The organism is Leifsonia sp. 10L418 (genome assembly GCF_056395445.1).
In genome coordinates, this window is sequence record NZ_JBFTJN010000002.1 from 24924 (window position 1) to 46771 (window position 21848).

Genomic DNA, 21848 nt, shown 5'->3' on the forward strand with positions numbered 1-21848 from the left:
GCCCATTTCGCGGCTCATTTCACCCCGCGTTTCACCCTCACCTCGCTCGGTGACGGGCAAACGGGAGACTGTCGTCCCCCGTTTGCCCAGGTCGTGTTCGCCTCCTACATCCGGCGGCGCCGAACGCGTGTCCCGGCGAGGAGCCCACCGATCAGGAGAGCAAACAGTGCCAGCAGCAGAGCACCCCTCGTATCCACCCCGGTGTTCCCGAGCACTGCCGCCGGGGCCACGATCGTGACCTTCGTCACCGCGCACGATGCGTCGGGGTTCTCGGAACACGGGTTCTTCACGGTCGGCGGGGCCCACGGGCCCGGCGGGGTCGTGATGGTTGCCGAGTTCACGGTGTCGCCGGCCGCGGTCACGATCGCCGTGACGGTGAACGTCGCAGTCGCCCCAACGGCAAGGCTCTCGATCGTCCAGCTCAGTGCGCCGTCGGAGAGCGTGCCCTCCGGAAGCGAACTGACCAGCTTCATGCCCTTCGGGAGCACGTCGGTCACCGTCAGGCCTGTGGCATCGATCTGCCCGTCGTTGGTGGCGGTGATCGTGTAGACGAGCGTATCGCCGACGCGCGCGGCTGCCCGGTCGACCTTCTTGACGAAGGTCGTGTGCCCGACATCGAAGGTATTGGTGATGGTGACGGATGCCGGTGCGGCGTCGTCGACGATCGTGACGCGGCCGTCAGCCGGGTCTGTCTCCGACGCAGTCGCCAGTCCACGATCGGCCTCTTCGACCGAACAGGTGGCCCCGACGATCAGGTTGTCGATGGTTTTCGACCAGCCGTTCTTCTCGCCGAGCCGGAACCTGGCGTTCTCGCCCAGATCGATGTCGGTCACCTTGCCGTCCTTGAGGTATGTGCAGGCGACATCCACGGTGAATGGGCCGGCGCCGAACTCCGCGACGCCCGCACCGATGCGAACCTTGTCGACGACCAAACTGGCTGTGTCGAACGTGTTGGTGATGGTGATCTTGGCGGGTGCATCGGCCCCCACCGTCGCCGAGGAGGGGCTCACCTTCACGGCAGTCGCGCCGCCGGTGGTGGTCTCGATGGCCGCGCACTGCGCGCCCTCGATCAGACCGCCAAGGGTGGCCGAGTAGTCGTTCGCTGCGTTCAGCTCGACCACACCCCCGTTCGGCAGTGGAATCGTCAGCGTCTCAGCGTCTTTCTGCCAGGTGCAGGAGACCTGTGCGACAAACGGCCCGACGCCGTAGCTGTCAACCCCGTCACCGATGCGCACCTTGGTGAGTTCGACTGTTCCGGCGCGGAAGGTGTTTGTCACACCGACCGAGACGAGCCCGAGTGTCTGACCGCCGACCGGGCCCGGGATGACCACGGTCGGGTGGTCGATCGTGGATTCGTTCGCACCGCCGTCGATGGTCTCGACAACCGAGCATTCTGACCCGGCCGGGAAGACCTCGTCGGGCGAGCGGGTTTCGCCGCCCCGAATGTCGAACTGCTCGTCGTAGATCTTCTCGCCCTGGTAGGTGCAGCTGATCTGAACTTCGAACGGACCGGACCCGAACTCGACGCCGGCGTCGCCGTCGACCGACTTCGTCACGGCGAGGGTGCCTCCGGCGAAATGATTGGTGACAATCGCTTCGTTCTCTTCGGCCGTCTCGGCGAGCGTCACGGACGAGGATGTTCCCGACGTCGTCTGGCCACCCCATGTGACCGACACATTGTTCGGAACGGATGCTGCACCGTCGGCATCCGTCTCAGTCAGCTCGCAGACGGAGCCGACCGGCAGGTTTTCAACCCGGTGCGATTCGCCGTCGGCGAGGGTGAATGCCGCGTCTGCCGCGTCGAGCGAGAGCGCTGTTCCACCGCTGGTACGGCAGGCGAGGCTGAAGTCGAATGGACCGAACGATCCGAGGGTCGCCGGGGTGTCGACACGCTTGGTCACGGTGAGTGCCGTGACGGCATAGTCGTTGGTGATCGTCACGGTCTGGCCGGAAGGAACCGGGTCGGCGGCGACTCCCGAAGCGATGACAACACTCGCCGGGGTGACACTTCGGCTGCTTTCACCGAACGAACCGTCGGCACCGTCTTCGGTGACCGCACAGCTCGCACCGGTCGGGATCCCGTCGATGCGTGAGGTGAAGGAGTTGGCCGTGTTCAGCACCACCGTGCCGAACTGGCCCATGTCCACGGGCGCACCGGCGACGGTGCAGACCACGGACGCCGTGAACTCGGCGGGCGCGAACTCGTCAGATTCTCCGGTGATCACTTTGGTGATCGCAAGCGGACCACTGCTCATCGTGACGCCGGCTTTGACTGGTTCGGCGGCACTCGACTGCGGCTGGCCCGAGACGTAGCTCGCGTAGTAACCGAATGAGTTCCAGGCCTTCACCGGGGCGACAGGGACGGTGACCGGTGCCCGACCGTCACCGTCGACCGTCGACGGTGTGTTGGTCGAGGAGTACGCGACTGTCACCGTGCCACCGGGCGGAAGAACTCCGCCGGCAACACCGCTGAAGTCGAAGACGAGCTTGACGGCCGTCACATCCGCCGCCGGAATCGACACGTCGACCTCGCTGGAGGGAACCCAGTCGCCCGGCTGGCAGTCCCCGACGCCGAGGCCCGACCCGCTCCCGGGAGTGATCTCGTCGGTGCAGACGTCCTGCGCATCGGTGACATACCAGTCAAGGCCGGTTCCGGTGCTGAGGCCGTCGGTGATGAGACCGAGGCTGCCACCGAACGTCGGCGCCCAGCCGGATCCGCGCGGTGAGGTTTCGACCACGCCCGTGTCTCCCTGGCGGGGGAAGACATCCACAAGCGTGAGATCCTTCGCCGCGATGGTGCCACCGTTGGCAAGTACCAAGCGCCACTCATCGGTCTGGCCGATTTCACTGTTCGCCGCACAGGGGTAGCGGTGGAATCCGTCACTGTCGGGCGTGCATACGACACTCGGGTTCAGCACGTTGACCGCCCCGCCCGAGGCACCCTTGACCTTTTTCGATGTCGAGAACGACGGCTGCCCGAGCACCGTGACGATGTTAGAGGTGGTGCAGACGTTGTCGGCCAGCCCGACGGGCCGACCATTGCCGGCGTTGAGTGCAGTGCAGGCCCCGTTGGCCAGGATGTTGTCGCTCGAAACACCGAAAGTGTTCGTCGAGACAAAACCCGCTCCGAGTCCGGCCTTCAGCTGCAACTTGAGGGTGATCTGGAAGGTCTCGCCCGGCGCAAGCCGTGCTCCGGCCGGCCAGCTGAAGCTGATCACGCCGGTCGCTTCGTCGAAGCTCCGGGTGATCTGGGTCGGATCGGTGCTGAGTGTTCCGTTCGCGGAGGTCGCGTACACCGGAACATCCGTCGGCACGAACAACAGCGAACCGTCGGTCGGCAGCGTATCGACCACAACCGGATTCACCAGGTATCCGGTTCCCTTGTTCTTGAACTTGAGGGTGAAGCCGATCTCCGCGCCGCCCTTCGACTGGCTGGGAGTCGTCTTTTCAACCGCGATTGCGGCAGTTCCCTCAGCCAGCGTGAAGGTCTTGGTGTCGTCGTCCGTGCTGACGATGTCGTCGTAGCGGGCAGTGGCCTTCTCGGTGTTGGTGATGGTGCCGGCCGCGGTTTCACCGGGCATCGGCTGGGCGTCGCGCGTCGACGTGACTGGTCCACTGCCATCGCGCAACTGCGCGCGCAGCTCGACCGAGAGTTTCACGTTGACCGCGTCATTGCTTGCCGCGAATGCCGCTCCGTCAGCGCGCGTGTAGGTGTAGCGCAGGCCCGTCACCTCGGCAGCCACGACCCCGGTCGGGAGCGCGGCGTCCGCGAACGTCGTCGGCGCTTGGCTGAGACCGTGCCAGAGAGCTGAAGATCCGATCCCGGTCTGTGCCTCAACCCGCACCTGGTCGGCACCGGTCGGTGCGGTCGGGAGTGTGAACGAGGAGAGCGTGAATGCGTTCCAGAAGGTGGTGGAGGAATCCTCGATGATGAGTTGCTTGGGCGCGATGGTTCCGGTCGACCGCGCCCTGAGGTTGACGGTGATCGGCGAGACCGGGTTGGCCTGCAGCGTGCTTGTCGGCTGAATCGTTTTCGTCGTTTCCACGGTGAGGTTGCCGTTCACCAACTGGAGAGGTTGCGATTCCTCAGCCTCGGCCTCGCCACCGGGGATCACCTGGTCATGAAGCCGGGTGACGACACGGTTTGTCACAGTGCCCGGTTGCGGGGCGATGTTGCCGGCACGGGTGGTCGGGCGCAGCTTCACCTGCATGACGACGGTCATCTCGGCGTTCTGTGCGATGGACCCGCCCGAGCCCGTTGCCCCGTCGGCGTTGGTTCCCTCGAAGAGCACGCTCACCCCGACAACGTCCGCGAGCTGCGCGGCAGTCAACGCTTCGGCCTCGGCTTTGGTGGCTGTCGTCGTCGAGAGCGTTCCGTCGGCGGCCCGGTGCAGGAGGCTGACGACGGTCAGCTCCTCCTGCACTCCCGACGTCGACGGGATGCCGATGGCGAGCCCGGTGAGGTTGACCTCCTCGAAGGGGTTGGTCGCCGGGTCGTAGCCCGCGAACGTGCAGACGCTCTGGTCACCGGCTCCGGTGCAGTCGCTCGGGTCGCTGAGCCGCAGCTGCCAGGTCTTGGTCGGCGAGGTGTTCTTGACCGTCGTCGTGTACGTGGCCGTCGGGTACGCGGATGCCGCAACATCCGGCTGTGGAATCACCAGGGAACTCGGCGTCACGTTTTTGCTCGCGTTCACCGTCATCGCCGGGTCGACGATCAACACATGATCGTTCGCGGAACGGGTGATCGCGGGTCCGGACTCGGGGAAGGCCCGAGTGCTCATGGTGTTGTCGACGGAGCCGGAGATCGGGGCGTCGTCGTCGGCACGCATGTTGTACGCGCGGTCGCCGGTCACCCATTTCTTGCCGCCGTCACTCGTGTCTCGCACCTGGTCACGCACGGTGAAATTGAGGTGGATGGCACGGCCCGTCGAGCTCGTGCCGCTATAGACGCCCTCGGCGAGACTGGCCACGCCGGAACCGACCGACGGAGCGTTCGGGTTGGTCGACCCGACGCGGTTCGAGCCTTCGGCGAAGGTGAGACGCACGCTCAGAGTGCTCTTCTTCTCGGCGGTGCTCAACGGGTAACCGGGGAACTTTCCGTCACAGGTTGCGGTGGCCGGGCATGCTGCGGCGGTGATATCAACCCAGGCCGTGCCGTCGAACAACTCCACCTTCGACACCCGGTCCCACTTCATCAGTGGGTCGGTGCCCGGGGTGATCGGGTCGATGCTGTGAAGGTTGAACGCCTGGTAGACGCTCTGCACGACGGGCAACGGGTTCGGCGGGTCGGTCACCTCGACGCGAGACATACCTGTTTGCTCGACACCCCAGATCAGGTTCGTTCCGATTGTCGTCTGGGACTGCGCCGCGACCACACCCGGCGCATCCCAGATCTTGTCCGCGATCAGGGCGCCAATGCCGGGGTCACTGTTGGCCGCACGGATGTCGACGGCCGCGCAGTCGGTGGCGAGGTTGCTGGTCAGCGGGGCCGGGCTGCCGGACCAGGTGCCCGTTGCGCTGCTCGATGCGCAGTTCTCATAGGACGTGAGATCGGGGTTGGTTCCGGGGTTCGTGATCGCACCGCTGTCCCGCAGGGTGGAGCGGGCAGAGAAGATGATGGCCGGCTTCACATTTGTCGCCTGACCGAATCCGTCGGCATCGGTGAAGGTGAACCGAAGGCCGCGCAGGTCGGTGTTGCTCGTGCCGTTCGGCAGAACATCGTTCAGTTTCGCGGCGTAGGACTTCGCTGCCGCCGTCGCGTCGACGCTCGCCACCGTGTGCCAGAGCGTGCCATCCGTCGTGTATTCGATCGTCAGGATGGAGCCGGTCGGAACCGAGGTCGGCGCGATTGCGACGGCATCGAAGGCGTTCCAGTATTCAGACGTCGGGTTCTGCGGTTCTGTCACGACAATGCTGGTCGGACGCACCGAGCTCGATCCATCAGGGGTCTGCGCGGAGAGTTGCACCAGGTTGCGACCGCCCGGCACCACGATCGTGGGGGTGATCGTCTTGTCGAGGGTGAGCTTGATCTCGGGGAAGTAGACGTTGAGGTCGGCCTGGGCCTGGGCGTCTCCCGTGCCGGCCGCATTGGAGCCGGTCACTGTGACGACGTTCGGATAGGTCCGGAAGCCGGCGCCGGCCGGGCCGGCATCGGCAGTGGTCTTCACGGTGACACCGATGGAGGCGGCGGCTCCGGCCACGATGGCGCCGGTGTATGCGACGGTAAACCCAGTCACGCGCTGGCCGGCAGTCAGAGTGGGGGTGGTCGGCAAACCTGACGCTGCGTCGAAGGAGGACGGCGCCGGGGTGGCACCACTGCTGACCTGCCACGTCACCGTGCCGGCGGTGGCACCCCGCGGCCAGGCGGATGCCGTGGGATCGAAACCGCCGAACAGCACGCTGTCAGTGAAGAAGCTACCGGCGGGATTCGGTTCGGCGATGGTCAGGCTGTTCAAGGGCCCGCTGGAGTTATTGGCCGCCGAGATCTTTGCGACCGTCGTCGCCCCCGCGGCAATGTCGGAGGGGCTGAATGTCTTGGTCACCCCGACCTGGACCGTCAGCGGTGAGATGGTCTGCGTGTCGCTCGCCAGTGGCGCATCGGCATTCCCTTCGGCCGTGGTGGCGGAGCCGCCGGCCGAGTTCACGCGGTGGCCGCCAGCAGCGAGCGAGTCGCCCGTGGTGCGGTTTGTCGCCCGCTGCGCGAGCGTCAGCTTCACAGTCCCGGCGGACCCTCGTGCTGAAAGTGTCGCGCCGGCCTGAGATGAGAATACGAAACGAAGCGCTGTCACTGCCGCGGGGTCGACGGTGTCGGGCAGCTCGGCCGTCACGCCGGCAGTTCCAGCGTGTTCGATGCCACCCACTGTCGCGACGACCTGGACCAGGTCGGCTCCGGCCGGAAAGGAGACGTCGCCGAGACCGGCGAGGTCATAGAAGTTGAAGACGCTGCCCGCGGCCGCGGGGTCGGCGGGTTCGAGGAGTGTCAGCGCGGAGGCGACGATGTTCGAGGTGTTCTGGCCGGTGAGCGTGACGGTGGAGATTTCGCCGGCGAGAAACTGGGTGCTCTCCGGAGCCCAGTCTTTCGTGACCAGGGCACCGAGCACCGTCGGAACCTTGAGGGTGACCTGGGCCGAGGCGGTGACGGTCTTGGCATTCGTGGCCGCGATGTCCGCGGAGTTCGGGACGACGATGCCGTCCCAGCTCTTGTCGAGGTCGGCGGGCACCTGCACTTGCACCTGCACCGTGCCGGTGTCACCGGCGGCGATTCCCGTGCTCGCGGGAGTCGTGTTCGGAACTGCGTCACTGAATCGCACGGTCACCACGCGCCCGTCGACGCTCGCGGCGTAGCTGCCGACCCCCACGACGATCGGGTCGCCGACGATCACGAACGGTTCGGGGATCGGGTCAGTGATGACGGCATCCACGCACCCTGTTGTGGTCGAGGCGCACGCGAAGCTGAGCGTGTAAATGAAGCTGCTTCCCGGTTCACGCGGCTCCGCGCCTTCAACGGATTTCGAGAGGCCGAGTACTCCGGCACCGAGGTCGGCAGCGAGCGCGGCGGGGGCGGTGATCGCGGCGCCGGCAAACAACGAAATCAGCAGGGCCAGCGTCGTCACCAGCATCCCGGTGCGCTTGCGTGCACGGCCGACATGGCGTCCATGAGTGCGGCGAAGTGGTGGGCGTGAGAGCAACATGAGAAAGCAGACCTTCAAGTGAGCGGTGAGTTGCGACCGGTCGCGCACGTTGGATCGGGGTGCGGCGTGGGTGGTCGTGTGTCTGGCGACACTCGGGCGCTGTCGCGAAATCAGGAGATTTCCCGAGCGCCCGGACCGATCCAAGCAGTCAGAACGTGTCCTCATTTGTGAGGACTTGATTTCTCACCCCGGCTTTAACCCCTTTTCGCCATTTCTCCTCCCCTGTGGGTGGAAGAGCCGCGATCACGAGTGCGCGGCGCGCGTCCTGGCGGGTCACGTGAGCGAGCCACCCGAGCTCCGAGATTCCTCCCGCACACAGCGATGACCCCGGAGCGTTGTGAACACTCCGGGGTCATCAGATGGGTGAGGGCGGGTCCGATCAGAGCAGCAAGCGGAGCTCACGCCCTGCCTGCAGCGCCTCGTCACGAGATTGCGCACCGAGCTTTCGGTAGAGGTTGCGCCGATGGGTCTTGACCGTGTTTACCGAAAGATAGAGGTCAGAGGAGATCTTCTTGAGTGAGGCTTTGCCTCGCAACGACTGCAGTACTTTGAGCTCTTGTTTGGTCAGTACGGGAGCTTCCGCAACCCGGTACGGGGGCCGGGCCAGCGGCCTCTCCTCGCCGAGGAGCGCAGTGATCCGGCCGAGAACCTCCGGCGTGGCTTCCGTCAGCGCGTCGAATGCCCCGTACCGCGCGATCAGAGTCGCGGCCTGCTGTGAATACTCCTCGGCGTGCGTCTGATTGAACGCCGCCTGCGCCGAGTTCGCGCGCATCACCGCCCAGGCAGCCATCGGAAGCACCCCGGAGCCGCCGCGCTCGACGAGTGCGTGGATGCCGTCGAGCACGGCCTCATGATTGCCCCGGAGCGCGTGCAGGCGCAATCGCGACGTACTGACCATCGGATGGCAGGGTTGCTGCTCCGCCGGACCCAGGGCGCGCTCGGCGGCGTCGAGGGAGCCCATCGACTGATAGAGGTCAGAGAGGTCAGAGCGAAGAATCGCCCCGGCGAGTGAACCGGGGCCGCTCAGGGACCGGTGTGAAACAAGCAGACGCTCAAGCGTTTCACTGGCAGCGACCTGGTCCCCCCAGTACAGCGCGTGCCGGGCGCGCGCGTGAGCGGCCACCGACCAGAATTCAGTCTCGTCGACCAGGGGATCGATCCGGGCGATCGCCGTCGCACTTGCTTGTTCGTCGAGCGCTCCCAATGCGAGTAGCGGCGGCACCAGTATCGCGGCGCTCTCGTAGGCATGCGCGAACGACCCCGCCGCGCTCGTCCGCAGCCCGACATCGGCGGTGGCGGAACGATGCGCCTGGGCGTAGTCACCGTCGAGGGCGTAGGCGAATGCGAGGTAGTTGCGGGCGTGCGGCGCCGCCGGATGCCCGCGTCCGATCACGCACCACCGAATGGCTTCAGTGAAAATCGCGATCGCCGAAGCGGTGTCTCCGATGAGGAGCTTCGTCGCGCCGACAGGAATATAGATCGACGGCAGAAAGTCATCGAAATTGGTGTACTCGGCTGCGTTCCAGATCGCGCGCAGAATGCACTCAGCGGCGTTGTCGGCGTCGCCGAGGTGCCCCAACGCCCTGGCATATTGCATCGGGCCGAGGTGCCTGCCAATCTCATCGCGCGCCAGCGGCTCATCCTGCTGATCGAGCCATGCGACGAACGCTTCGTAGTCGTTGTTCGCCATGACAGTGAAGGGCTTCTCAAGCGATTCCAGGATCGCGCGGAGAATGATCAGCCGTGGATTCTGCCGCAGCCAGCCCGGGGGCAGCGCGGCGAACGCGGCCGGCCAGGCATTCGGTTCTTCCAGCGAGATTCTCACGAGATGACTGTTGGCGAGACGTCCAATCTCATCCCACTGCTGCTTGCCCACTAACTCGCCCAAGAAACTGCTGTCGCTCACCACTCGCTTCTCCATCCGGGGGCGCCGCAGAGTACCCCCACTCAATCAAGCCGGAGTGCCGTGCCGGGTGCCAGCTCGGAGCGCGTGTCCTGTCAAAGATGGTTCTCGGTTTGGTACTGGCATGGTCCTGGCCGGGGCGGTCGGCGAAAACTACACGGAAGAGGTCGAATCCAACAGTCCCAGCTGATGCGCGCGGGCCAACGCCGCAAGACGGTCATGCACTCCGAGCTTCGAATAGACGCTCGCCGCCTGCTTCTTCACTGTGTTCACAGAGACCGTGAGCGTGGTCGCGATGGCCGCAAAAGAGTCAGTCCTCGCCAACTCGGCCAGCACCGCCTCCTCGCGCCCGGTGAGCACGATCAGCTGCGCCCGACGCGGATAGACGGTGCGTATTTGTGCGACACGGGCCCGGGCATCCGCCAAAAGCTCAATCTGTGACAGCTGCAGAAGCGCCTCACGATCCTCTGCTGGGATCAGCGCGTATGGAATCAGGGTGCGCACGTGGCCGGCGAGGGCATGCGCGCGGGTGAACGATGTCACAGCAGCGGAATGATCGCCCACCGACAGTTGCGCTACCGCCGCGATCATCAGCAGGTCGATCTGATCGCGCACCGTCATCGCTGCATCCCAGACCCCGGACGCCGCAAGCTTCTGCGCCTGATCGTGATTGCCCGCGATGAGGTGGAGCCGGGCATTCTGGACAGCGAACGACCGGCCTTCGCGCTCGGCGGCGACGAGGCGTTGGCTCGCCCGATTGAGCTCCCCCATCGCGAGAAGCAGGTCGATGGCCTCTCTCTCCATGGCGCGGCGCGCGTGGCCGCCACCGGCGAGCACCCGGGCATGCACGACCGCGAGGTGTCCCAACCGAGCCAGCATGGCAATCGGCTCGGCGAAGAGAAGAGCGTGCCGGCTGGCCGCCTCGGCGATGAACGCCCACATTTCAAGTTCTTGCGCGGCGTCTCCCGCGGCCAGAAGTTCGGCGATCGCGGCGTCAGAGTCAAGGCTGTCCAACGCGCGATGCACCCCGGCGATCCGGGCGGGAACCCCGATCAGGTAATCGGTCACGCTTCCGTTGGTGTCGAAACCCCGATGCACCTCCAACCACCGCTCGGCATCGGTCGACTCTCCGCCCAGCGTGTGAATCAGTGCCAACTGCGCGGCCGCATTTGAGGCGACGAGGTCGTTGCCGTCATCCCGTGCTGTTTCAAACGCTTCGAACGAGAGTCGGGTGGATCGCTCGAGGTCTCCTGCCAACAACGCCGTCATGCTCCATTGAAAATGGAACCACGCGACCTGCTCAGACGAATCCCCGATTTCACCGCGATTCCGGCGGCCCGCAAGCTCGGAAGCGATGCGGCCCGCCAGCTCGCCAGCCTGATCGATGAATCCTGCGCTGCGCAGCGAAATCACCTCGGCCACGGCCACGGCGCACAGTTTGGCCACCGAGTCGAACGCCGTCAGGTCGGCGAGATTACCCTCGGCCACGCTGATGTAGCTGCGCAGAAGCGTGCGGCCGCCCTCGTCGTCGTCGGAGCTTCTCCACAGAGCCTCGACCATGGACCTTGCAAAGCTGAGGCTGGGGAATCGTTCGAGAACCTCGTCGGGCAGAGAAGAGAACGCAGCGATCGCCTCGGCCGAACCGGTCGACGTCAGAGTAAACGCCTGCTCGCAAACGATTTGGTTCAAGAATGCCCAGTCCTGACCGGCACAGGCGTGCGTCAGTGCGTCGCCGAGAGAGCGGGCATCCGCCCCCGCATAGTGGCGGGCGAGTAGGCAGTGCGTTTCCGCCTCCGCAAGCGGGTTGCGCGTTGCAAATTCATCGAGCAAAACCGTGCGGATGAGGCCGGGGAAGCGCCACATCCGTCCGCCCGTCTGTCCTCCGACACGCTCAAGCGCACCGACGCGAACGAACGTGCCGAGCACGCTTTCCGGCGAGCGCTGGACACCGTGCACGATGTCGTCCGCCGGCCCAGCCAGGAGGAGCCTGACAACCGCCGGCGTGAGGATTCGCGGCACCGCGAGCCGGAACGCCGTCAACATCCCGGGTTCGTTCACGATCTGAGGAAGCACGAAAGCGCGGAGGTACCGTTCCGCGGCCCCGACAGAGAACTGCTCAGCCCCTGCCGATGTGTCGTCAAGAACCAACCGGGTCAGCTGCATCCATCCGCCGGTGAGATCGTGTAGTTCGCCGAGTCGCTCAGGGCTGAAATCGTGTCCCCGGGATGCGACGAATTGCGGCAGCTCGTCGCGCGTCAGGATCAGGTCGCGACCCGTCAGAACGTGAAGGTCAATGCTCAACTGTTCTGCCGCCGCCTGGAGAGGGTGGGCGTAGCCGCTGCACACCACGAAGTGGAGGCGCGGCAGTCGGGTGAGCAGTTTCAGGAGCAGGTCGATGGAAGTCGGATCGTCGATGCAATCAGCGTTGTCGATGACCACGACGACAGTTCCCTCGTTGTCAGTCGCTCCCTCATCGGTGGTCGCACGATCGATCGCCCTCTGCACGTGACGCTGCAGGATCTCCGGCGAATTCAACTCGGCGCTCGCATCGATCCATTCGACGACAGCCCCGGTGTCCCGGAGGCCTTTCGCCCAGGAGCCGACGAGATGGGTTTTGCCGAATCCGGCCAGGGCTTTCACGAGGGTCAGCGCAGCTAACCGATCGAGTCGACGGAACAGTGCGGGCCGCGACAGGAGACGAGCGGTGAGCCGGGGGAAAGGCTGAACGGGGGTGGAGGACACACCTCGATCGAACTCCGGATCGACCCTCATCACCTGCGTCACTCGTCCTCGACTCCCCGGGCCAGCTCCGATTGCGAACCCCTGAAGACAGGCAATCGGCCTCATCGTGCGACGACGATGAGGCGTGCAACTGGCAGGCTATCGCATTCGTGGAGGTTCAGACCTCAGGCGACAAGAGTCAGAATGTGACGTGCTGCATGACCCAGCTGTGCATGGTGACGGCAGCGGCCGCCGACGCGTTGATCGACCGGGTCGAGCCGAACTGTGTGATCTCGACGACGGCATCCGCTGCGGCGATCGCCTCGGGCGACAGGCCCGGGCCCTCCTGGCCGAAGAGCAGCACACAGCGCTCGGGAAACTCGAACGTCTCGATCTTGACGCAGCCGGGCACGTTGTCGATGGAGATCACCGGAAGGTTCTCGCTCTGCGCCCAGGCGAGAAACGAGGCCACATCGGGGTGGTGCATGACGTGCTGGTAACGGTCGGTGACCATGGCGCCGCGCTTGTTCCAGCGCTTGCGCCCGACGATGTGCACCGTGTCGGCCGCGAAAGCGTTGGCACTTCGCACGATCGAGCCGATGTTCATGTCATGCTGCCAGTTTTCGATGGCCACGTGAAACGGATGCCGGTGCTCGTCGAGGTCAGCGACGATGGCGGCCATGGTCCAGTAGCGGTAGCGGTCAATCACGTTTCGGGTGTCACCACGCTCGAGCAGCTCCCGGTCGTAGTGCGCGTCTTCGGGCCATTCGTCGCGCCCACCCGGCCACGGGCCAACCCCGTAGGTCGACAGTTCGACCGTCGGGTTCTGCTCGGCGTCAAGTGGGGGGTGCACGGCTGGCTCAGTCACCGTTCAACCGTACGCGACCCGCCTGAGCCTGAGCGTCGCATCCGTCGATGCGGCGTGAGCCTCTCGGCGACTGAGCCTGTCGAAATCACGCGACCGCGTCTCAACGACGGATCACGAGGTCTCGACAAGCTCGACCACCGAAACGACTCAGACGCCGGCGAGCCACAAATCGGGGCCGAAGATCTCGTAGTGGATGCGATCGGCCGGCACTCCAGACGCGAGCGCCTGCCCCCGGATTTTGCGCATGAACGGGAGCGGCCCACACAGGTAGACCGAGGCATCCGCCGGGATCTCGACGTCGTCGAGCGACATGAACCCCTCCCGCGAGCCGTCGAACGGAGTCTCCAGCCACAGTTCAAGCTCGGCTGCCGAGAGCAGCGCGACATCCTCGCTCATCTGCTCCCGCAGCGCCCAACGCTCGATCGTGCTCTCGGCGTGCAGCACGAGCACCTCGCGCTTCGAATCGTTCTCCGCCAGCGAGCGCAGAATCGAGGCACTGGGGGTGCAGCCGATGCTGGCCGAAGCCAGCACGAGGGGGTGGTCGCCGTCGCCGAGGGTCACATCGCCGCACGGGTTGGACAGCACAAGCTGGTCGCCAACCTGTACATCGCGGTGCAGCGCGGGCGAGACCTCGCCGTCAGCGTCGAGCTTCGTGGTGAAGACGCGCGTGCGCGACCCGGTGCCAGACGACAGCGAGTACTGGCGCACCTGACGGATGCCGTCGGCCATGACCGCCGTGACGCTCACGTATTGACCGGGAAGCGCCGGCGTCACCGGGGTATCATCGGCGGGTTCGAGCGTGAAGGTCACCGCGTCACTCCCGGCGGGCTCCTTGGAGACGACCGTCCACGGCGCCGTTACGGCATCGCTTGCTGCACCGGCGTACAGACCCTTCTCCATTTTGATCAGGGAATGGGCCATCAGCCAGTAGACCTCGGTCCAGGCGTCGGCGATCTCGGCGGTGATGACGTCGGCGAGCTCCTCGGCGATGGCCTCGAACAGGTACTGGTACACGACGTCGTACTGCTCGGGGCGCACATCGAGGGAGACGTGCTTGTGGGCGATGCGGGAGAGCATGATCTCTGGCGCGCTGTTCGGGTTCTTCACCAGGTGAGCGGCGAAGGCGGCGATGCTTCCGGCGAGCGCCTGCTGCTGGGATCCATTCGCCTGGTTCGATCGACTGAACATTCCGTCAAAGAGCCCCGGGTGGGCCGCGAACAGGCGGCCGTAGAAGTTCTTCGCAATGGCGGGCAGGCGCTCCCCGACCAGCGGAAGCGTGGCTTCGATGAGGGGAATGGACTGAGTCGAGAGCATGCTTACTCCTTGATTTCCGGCGAATTGGTCAAATCCGCATTTGAAATGCTGATTTCTACACCGAATTCTACGCCTTGTAGAAATTTGCCTATTACGCGGTCTACCGAACGGTTTCCGCGGGTGATCTGAGCGTCACATTCACCGGCACTGTGCCCGAATGCCGACGCGGGGCGAGCGCCGCAATGACAACGTCGTCGAGCTCGGCATAGAACGCCCCACGGGCGCGGCGAAGAGCGCCGCGCAAGCCGCATCCGTCGCGCAGCGGACAGTCGCCGTGCGGCGACTCGCACTCCGCCACATCGCTGCGCGTGTCGAGCTTGCGCAGCAACCAGCCGGCGGTGACACCGCGCCCGGCCGCACTAATCCGAACGCCTCCCGCTCGCCCCCGCACAGATTCCACCAGCCCCAACTCCCGAAGCTGGATGACCGCTTTGCTCACGTGGTTGTACGGAGTGCCGACGCGTTCTGCGATGACGGCCGTGGTCATCAGGTCGGCGCTGGGCTCCCCGGCCAACAGCATCACCACCCGCAGGCAGACATCCGAAAACGCGTTGATCTTCATCCGCCCAGAGTAGATGGTGCGGCTGTGCACGGGGTCGGCGATGGAGCCTGCCGATCCCTGGCGACAGGCTGCCGCTTAGGTGCGTGTGAGCGAGCCACCCGAACGAACACGGGAAACCGCATCGATCGTCGCAGCCAGGATCAGTACGCCACCGGTGACGACGAAGTTGACGCCGGCCGGAAGATTCAGCAGGCCGAGACCGTTCGTGATAACCGCGATCACCAGCGCACCGATGGCCGCGTGCAGCAGGCGTCCGCGCCCGCCAAACAGGCTGACACCGCCGACAACCGCCGCGGCGACGCCGCTCAACACGATGTCGCGACCGGCTGCGGCATCCACCGACCCCACTTTGCTGATGCTGAAGAGTCCGGAGACCACCGCCAGAGTCGAACAGACGATGAATGCCGTCCAGCGGATGAGCACCACCTTGACGCCCGCACGCCTGGCCGCCTCGGCGTTGCCGCCGACCGCGTAGATGTAGCGGCCGAACCGGGTGCGGTCGAGCACGAAGGTGCCGGCCCAGAGGATGGCCAGGGTGAACGGCACGACGATCGGCACACCCGCCACGACCCTGAACCCGGTGCCGCGATTCTGGCTGAGAATGGCGATGACGGTGCCACCGACCACCAGGATGACGGCGAGCTTGATCCAGACCAGGGCAATCGTGCGGTTCGGCACACCGGCGCGGGTTCGGCGCGAGCGGTCCCAGAACGACGTGGCAAGCGAGACGCCGAGAATGACGACGAGCATCGCCCAGCCCGCCCACACCGGCATGTTGCTGTTCATGATCGCGAGGATCTCCGGCGTCTGCACCCGGTAGAGGCCGCCACTGCCGATGATGATGAGCTCGAGGCCCTGAAATGCGAGGAACAGGCCCAGGGTGACGACGAAGGAGGGAATGCCGACACGGGCGACGAAGAAACCGATGAATGTACCGATCGCGACGCCGGCCAGCAACGCGATGAGGAGCGCGACCATCCAGTTGAGTCCGTTGACGTTGACGAGCACGATGAAGAGCACCATCGTGAGTCCGGAGGTGACACCGGCGGAGAGGTCGATCTCTCCGAGCAGGATCACGAAGACCAGCGCCATTCCGAGCATCACCAGCGTGGCCGCTTGGGTGAGCAGATTGGCGAAGTTGCGCTCGGTGAAGAAGAATGGGCTCAGAATTCCGAACAGCACGCTGAGCACGATGAAGCCGCCGATCGCGGGCAGCGCCCCCATGTCACCGTGACGCACCCGCTGCAGATAGGCCTTGGCTTGATCGACGACCGTGCCCTCTTGGCCACTGCCGATGAGTTCGGCGGTGCTCTTCGTCGCCAGGGCGGCGGTCGGCGTGGTGTCGGGCGCCTTGTTGCTCATGATTGTGCCCCCGTGTAGGTCTTACTGCCGGTGATGTAGCCCACGATGTCGTCACGGTTGGTGTCTGCCGCCTTGACGGATGCCACCATCTGTCCGAGGTAGAGCACGCTGATGAAATCGGCGACCTCGAACACATCGGCGAGGTTGTGACTGATGAGGATGACCGCCACATCCTGCTCGGCGAGCCGGGCGACGAGCTCAAGCACCTGCTCGGTCTGGGCGACGCCCAGCGCAGCGGTCGGCTCGTCGAGGATGACGACCTTGGCCTTCTTCAGCACGGATCGCGCGATGGCGACCGTTTGACGCTGGCCGCCGGAAAGCGAGGAAACCTTCTGCCGCACCGACCGTACTGTTCTCACTGAAAGCTGGCGCAGCGTCTCCGCGGCCTCGCGCTCCATCCTGCCCTCGTCAAAGGTGCCGGCACTGAGTTCCTCTCGACCGAGGAACATGTTCTGCACGATGTCAAGGTTGTCGCAGAGGGCGAGGTCTTGGTAGACCACTTCGATGCCGAGCCTGGCGGCCTCGCGCGGCGAATGCAGGTGCACGATCTCCCCGTTGAAACGCACGTTGCCCGAGTCGTACGGCTGCACGCCGGCGAGACCCTTGATGAGAGTCGACTTGCCGGCGCCGTTGTCGCCGACAAGCGCGGTGACTTTGCCCGGGTAGGCCTTGAGGTTCACCCCCTTGAGCACGCTCACCGGGCCGAAACTCTTGACGACATCCGTCAGTTCGATGATCGGGGCAACTTCGGTGGTCGGCGCATCCATGAGCCGTTCCTTCCTGACAGGGAGGGTACTGAAGGGAGGTGCTGTGGTGATCTTGAGGGGACTTACGGGGATGCCGGAAGGGCCTCGCTCAGTGAGCGAAGCCCCTCCGCGGGGGTTCTGCTGCTACTTCACGCCGTACTGTGCACAAGCGGCCTGCACCTCAGCGGTGCAGATCTCGGAGGCCGACGCATCACCATTCTTGACGACCGTCTCGACCTCTTTCGGCCCGACAAGCACCGGAGTCACTGCGATATACGGAGTGCCATCGGCGAGCTTCTTGTCTGCGGTCGGCTTGTCACCCTTCAGCAGGCTGATGGCGAGCTTCGATGCGGCGTCCGCTTCGAGAGGAACCTGCTTGTAGACCGTGGCCGTCTGCTTGCCGAGCAGCACGTTCTGCAGACCGGCGACGCTGGCATCCTGGCCGGAGACCGGAACCTTGAGGCCGTTCTTGTCGAGGATCGTGATGACGCCCGCTGCGTTGGTGTCGTTGGCGACCCAGACCGCGTCGACCTTGCCGCCGAGTGCGGTCAGTGCCTGTTCGAAGTTCGTCGCTGACTTGTCACCGTCCCAGACTCCCGGGGGCTCCTGCGCCGGCTTGATGCCCGCGGCCGCCATAATCTTGTCGGCGCCGTCGTGGAACATCTTCGCGTTGCCGTCAGCCGGGTCTCCGCCCATGTAGACGACCGACGCGGTGGCGGGATCCTTGCCTGCCGCCTTCAGCCCGTCGACGATCGACTGGCCCTCAAGTTCGCCGACCTTCTCGTTGTCGAAGGAGACGTAGTAGTCGGCGCCTTCGATCGGACGGTCGTAGGCGATGACGGGGATGCCCTCACCCTTGGCCTTGGCTGCGACCGCGACCGCTGCGCCGTTGTAGTCGACGAGCACCATCACGCCGCAGCCCTTGCTGAGCTGCTGGTCGGCGATCGTTGCATACTTGCTCGTGTCGCCCTGGGCGTTCTGGATGTCGGCCTCGAAGCCGGCATCGGTGAAGGCCTTGTCGAGGGACGGACGGTCGAGGGTCTCCCAACGTGGCGAGGTCGCTGCATCCGGCAGGATCACGCATGCGCGCTCTGCCGCCGATGTGGCCGTGGTTCCACCGCCGCCGCCGGAATTCGAACAACCGGCAAGCATCAACAGTGAGACGCTGGCGAATGCGGCAACCGGGATTATTAGAGACTTCTTCAAGACTCTGCCCTCCTGTGGGGTGCTGAGAGAATTCCCTCGCGGGGTCACCTTCCACGTCGAACGGTGGCAAATGGATACTGCTCCGATTAATTGACCAGGGCAACGATCATTGAGATATTCTCAGATGCCAATTTGGTAACGGCCCCTGATCCCGGGCGCTACTCGACCGGCCGAGGATGCTATTTGATGCCCGCGGCCGTGCAGGCCGCCGCGTAATCCGGAGTGCAGATTTCGGCGGCGGTGTAGAAACCGTCTTTCACAACGGTGTCCTGGATGTTGTCGACGAAGACGGCAACCGGCGCCAGCAGGAACGACTCAATGTCGGCACCGCTCGTGGGCGCCTTCACCGTGGTGTCACCCTTCACCGTCTTGCCGTTGACAAGACCCACGGCCAACGTGGCCGCCTTCTCCGCTTCAAGCCGCAGCGCCTTGTAGACCGTCATGTACTGGTCACCAATGAGGATTCGCTGGATTCCGGCCAACTCGGCGTCTTGCCCGGTCATCGGTGGAATCGGGGCGACTCCGGCGGCCTTCAAAGCGGCGACCGCGCCACCCGCGATTGCGTCGTTGGCCGCGTAGACACCCTTGATCTGCGGGCCGAACTGGGCGATCTGGCCGGCCACCCACGATTGCGCCTGGGCCGGGTCCCACCCGGGTGTGTCGAATTCGGCGAGGATCGCGTAGCCGCTCGGGTCGATGACCTTGTGCGCGCCGGCCTTGAACAACGTGGCGTTGTTGTCGGTGGGCGGACCGTTGAGCATCAGGATGCCGCCGTCACCGGGGGCAACGCCATCCTTCTTCAACCTGTCAACCAAGGCCTTGCCCTGCAACTCGCCGATCTTCTCGCTGTCGAACGAGACGAAGAACGCGAGGTCAGGGCTGTCGATCAGACGGTCGTAGGAGATCACCGGTACGTTCTGCGCCTTCGCCTTGTCGACGATGGCTGCCGCAGCAACACCGTCGAACGGGTCGAGCACGAGAACCTTGGCACCCTGTTCCAGCATCGACTCGGCCTGCTGCTGTTGCTTCGCGGCGTCGCCGTCGGCATTGGCGTAGAGAACCTTGCAGTCGGGGCAGAGCGAAGCAACTTTCGCCTCAAAGTACGGCTTGTCGGCACTTTCATATCGGGCGGTCACCGAATCGGGCAAGAGGAGACCGATCGAGGCTGTCGAGGCCGACGCCGAACCGGTGGCGGCGGTTTCAGACCCGCTCGAACAAGCGGTGAGCGTGCCGGCTGTGAGTAGAAGGGCGGCCGTCACTACGACAGCTCTCCGCGTGGAAATCTTCATTGTGAAACCTCCCATTCGGGGCCGGGTTCGCCGTTCCGTGACCACCCGCACACGATACTGCCGAAAACTGTCGAGCGGCTGGGCGGCTGGGTTGGGTTGGGTTGGGTTGGGTTCAGTCGAATCCATGCGTATGATTTAGGTATGCCTAAAAATCAGACGGGTGGCACTGTAGCCACTCCGGTATCCGAGCGCGTTGCCATCCCGCATTCGACGGGAACACCGGCATCCGCCCGGCTGCTGTGGCTGCTCGGCCCGGCGCTCGTCGCCGGAGTCGCCTACCTCGATCCGGGAAACGTCGCGAGCAATATGACGGCCGGTGCGCGCTACGGCTACCTGCTGGTCTGGGTGGTTGTCGCAGCGAATGTGATGGCCTGGCTGATTCAGTACCTCTCGGCGAAACTCGGCATCGTGACCGGCAAGAGCCTGCCTGAGATTCTCGGGGAACGCATCCGTCACCCGCTCAGCCGTCGGCTCTACTGGTTGCAGGCTGAGCTCGTGGCGATGGCCACCGACTTGGCGGAGATCATCGGCGGGGCGGTGGCGCTCTACCTCCTCTTCGACGTGCCCCTGCTGCTCGGTGGAATCATCACGGGAACGATCTCGATGATCGTGCTCGCTGTGCAGACGAAGCGCGGCCCGCGCACCTTCGAACGCGTCATCATCAGCCTGATGCTGATCATCACGGTCGGGTTCACGGCCGGAGTGTTCTTTGCGCCACCGGATGCCGCCGGCGTCGTTGCCGGGCTCGTCCCGCATTTCGAGGGCCCAGACTCCGTGCTCCTTGCCGCATCCATCCTCGGTGCGACGATCATGCCGCACGCGATCTACGCTCACTCGGCGCTGGCCCGCGACAGGTTCCCGCAGTTCCAGGGCACCCTGCCGACCCGCCGACTTCTGTGGGCAACGAAGTGGGACGTGTCGATTGCCATGCTGATCGCCGGCACCGTGAACCTGGCGATCCTGCTGCTGGCGGCATCCGCACTGCAAGGAGTTGAGGGCACCGACACACTGCAGGGCGCCTACGCCGCATTGCAGACCACGCTCGGGCCGGCGGTGGCGACGATCTTCGCGGTCGGGCTGCTGGCGTCGGGGCTGGCGTCGACCTCGGTCGGCGCCTACGCCGGCGCGGAGATCATGCATGGGCTGCTGCACGTGCGGATTCCGTTGTTGCTGCGCCGACTCGTCACGCTCATCCCGGCGCTCGTGATTCTCGGCTCGGGATTCGACCCGACCGAGGCCCTTGTGCTCAGCCAGGTGGTGCTGTCGTTCGGGATTCCGTTTGCGCTCATCCCGCTGGTGTGGGTCAGCGCGCAACGCGGGTTGCTCGGCGAGTTTCGCAATCGCTGGTTCACGACCGCGGCCGGAGTGCTCTGTGCGGTGCTGCTGGTGACGCTCAATATCGTTCTGCTCGTTCTGACTTTTGCCGGATAGCTGACGTTTGCCGGATAGCTGCCCCCTGGCCGGCCCGGCGCGGATGCCGGACTAGCCTGAAGTCAGCATGAAACAGATCACTGTCGCCACCGAGGACTACCTCAAGACCATCTACGCGCACACCGAATGGCAGAACAACCCGATCACGCCGTCGGTGCTGGCCGTGCGCCTCGGCGTCGCCCCGCCGTCGGTGACCGAGATGGTGAAGAAGCTGGCGGCATCCGGGCTGATCACCCACGTCCCCTATGGGCCGCTCACTCTGACCGACGAGGGACTCCGTCTGGCCACCGCGGTCGTGCGGCGACACCGGTTGATCGAGACCTGGCTTGTGCGCGAGCTCGGCTACAGCTGGGACGAGGTGCATGAGGAGGCCGAGGTTCTCGAGCACGCCATGTCCGACCGACTGCTCGCGGCGATCGATCTGCGACTCGGCTCCCCCACCGCCGACCCGCACGGCGACCTGATTCCCGCCGTCGACGGCAGCGTCACTCGCGTGCCGGCTGTGTTGTTGCACGATGCCGCGCTCGGCCACAGCGGAACGGTCCTGCGCATCAGCGACCGCGACCCCGGCATCCTGCGCAATCTGGCCGCCGACGGGATCATGCCCGGAAGCACGCTCACGGTGACCGAGCGAACCGCCGACGACGCAGTGACCGTGCGCCTCGGCGACGGCCCGGTCGATGGCACGGTCGAGGGCCCGGCGCACACCCTCGCAGCGGATGTCGCCGGCTCGATCTGGCTCGGCGCGTAACTCC

General features: G+C 65.2%; 12 protein-coding genes. 2 read left to right on the forward strand and 10 right to left on the reverse strand.

Annotation, left to right across the window (positions count from 1 at the left end; genetic code table 11):
* Nucleotides 1-104: 104 nt before the first annotated feature.
* From AC1DCF_RS03620 to AC1DCF_RS03665, 10 genes are all read right to left on the reverse strand, one after another.
* The gene (locus tag AC1DCF_RS03620; RefSeq protein ID WP_477209846.1) at nucleotides 105-7691 is read right to left on the reverse strand and encodes a DUF5979 domain-containing protein; all 7587 of its coding nucleotides are present in this window, start codon (nucleotides 7689-7691) and stop codon (nucleotides 105-107) included.
* A gap of 379 nt (nucleotides 7692-8070) precedes the next feature.
* Complete coding sequence (locus tag AC1DCF_RS03625) at nucleotides 8071-9597, reverse strand: LuxR C-terminal-related transcriptional regulator (protein WP_477209847.1); 1527 nt, start codon at nucleotides 9595-9597, stop codon at nucleotides 8071-8073.
* A 150-nt stretch (nucleotides 9598-9747) separates the two neighbouring features.
* Complete coding sequence (locus tag AC1DCF_RS03630; RefSeq protein WP_477209848.1) at nucleotides 9748-12336, reverse strand: helix-turn-helix transcriptional regulator; 2589 nt, start codon at nucleotides 12334-12336, stop codon at nucleotides 9748-9750.
* Nucleotides 12337-12514: 178 nt separating this feature from the next.
* Nucleotides 12515-13183: a TrmH family RNA methyltransferase gene (locus tag AC1DCF_RS03635; RefSeq protein ID WP_477209849.1), complete on the reverse strand. Its 669-nt coding sequence runs from the start codon at nucleotides 13181-13183 to the stop codon at nucleotides 12515-12517.
* 147 nt (nucleotides 13184-13330) lie between these two features.
* Entirely contained in the window at nucleotides 13331-14497 is a 1167-nt protein-coding gene (locus tag AC1DCF_RS03640) for a globin domain-containing protein (RefSeq protein ID WP_477209850.1), read from the reverse strand.
* 100 nt (nucleotides 14498-14597) lie between these two features.
* Nucleotides 14598-15059 carry an RrF2 family transcriptional regulator gene (locus AC1DCF_RS03645; RefSeq protein ID WP_477209851.1) on the reverse strand — a complete coding sequence of 154 codons (462 nt, stop codon included), beginning with the start codon at nucleotides 15057-15059 and terminating at the stop codon, nucleotides 14598-14600.
* A gap of 75 nt (nucleotides 15060-15134) precedes the next feature.
* A complete protein-coding gene (locus AC1DCF_RS03650; RefSeq protein WP_477209852.1) occupies nucleotides 15135-16421 on the reverse strand; it encodes a sugar ABC transporter permease in 1287 nt (428 codons plus the stop codon).
* Nucleotides 16418-17188: an ATP-binding cassette domain-containing protein gene (locus AC1DCF_RS03655; protein ID WP_441792199.1), complete on the reverse strand. Its 771-nt coding sequence runs from the start codon at nucleotides 17186-17188 to the stop codon at nucleotides 16418-16420. The genes AC1DCF_RS03650 and AC1DCF_RS03655 overlap by 4 nt, the downstream gene beginning before the upstream one ends.
* Before the next feature lie 123 nt (nucleotides 17189-17311).
* A complete protein-coding gene (locus AC1DCF_RS03660; protein ID WP_477209853.1) occupies nucleotides 17312-18373 on the reverse strand; it encodes a sugar ABC transporter substrate-binding protein in 1062 nt (353 codons plus the stop codon).
* Nucleotides 18374-18552: 179 nt separating this feature from the next.
* Nucleotides 18553-19662: a sugar ABC transporter substrate-binding protein gene (locus AC1DCF_RS03665; RefSeq protein WP_477209854.1), complete on the reverse strand. Its 1110-nt coding sequence runs from the start codon at nucleotides 19660-19662 to the stop codon at nucleotides 18553-18555.
* A gap of 141 nt (nucleotides 19663-19803) precedes the next feature.
* Here AC1DCF_RS03665 and AC1DCF_RS03670 point away from each other — a divergent pair, with 141 nt between their 5' ends.
* Both AC1DCF_RS03670 and AC1DCF_RS03675 read left to right on the forward strand, forming a co-directional pair.
* Complete coding sequence (locus AC1DCF_RS03670) at nucleotides 19804-21093, forward strand: Nramp family divalent metal transporter (protein WP_477209855.1); 1290 nt, start codon at nucleotides 19804-19806, stop codon at nucleotides 21091-21093.
* A gap of 67 nt (nucleotides 21094-21160) precedes the next feature.
* Nucleotides 21161-21844 carry a metal-dependent transcriptional regulator gene (locus AC1DCF_RS03675; protein ID WP_477209856.1) on the forward strand — a complete coding sequence of 228 codons (684 nt, stop codon included), beginning with the start codon at nucleotides 21161-21163 and terminating at the stop codon, nucleotides 21842-21844.
* Nucleotides 21845-21848 lie beyond the last annotated feature (4 nt).

Excerpts from the sequence above, each read along its gene's own strand:
- AC1DCF_RS03620 (WP_477209846.1), bottom strand. The coding sequence starts at position 7,691 with ATGTTGCTCTCACGCCCACCACTTCGCCGCACTCATGGACGCCATGTC.
- AC1DCF_RS03640 (WP_477209850.1), bottom strand. The coding sequence starts at position 14,497 with ATGCTCTCGACTCAGTCCATTCCCCTCATCGAAGCCACGCTTCCGCTG.
- AC1DCF_RS03645 (WP_477209851.1), bottom strand. The coding sequence starts at position 15,059 with ATGAAGATCAACGCGTTTTCGGATGTCTGCCTGCGGGTGGTGATGCTG.
- AC1DCF_RS03650 (WP_477209852.1), bottom strand. The coding sequence starts at position 16,421 with ATGAGCAACAAGGCGCCCGACACCACGCCGACCGCCGCCCTGGCGACG.
- AC1DCF_RS03655 (WP_441792199.1), bottom strand. The coding sequence starts at position 17,188 with ATGGATGCGCCGACCACCGAAGTTGCCCCGATCATCGAACTGACGGAT.
- AC1DCF_RS03665 (WP_477209854.1), bottom strand. The coding sequence starts at position 19,662 with ATGAAGATTTCCACGCGGAGAGCTGTCGTAGTGACGGCCGCCCTTCTA.
- AC1DCF_RS03670 (WP_477209855.1), top strand. The coding sequence starts at position 19,804 with ATGCCTAAAAATCAGACGGGTGGCACTGTAGCCACTCCGGTATCCGAG.
- AC1DCF_RS03675 (WP_477209856.1), top strand. The coding sequence starts at position 21,161 with ATGAAACAGATCACTGTCGCCACCGAGGACTACCTCAAGACCATCTAC.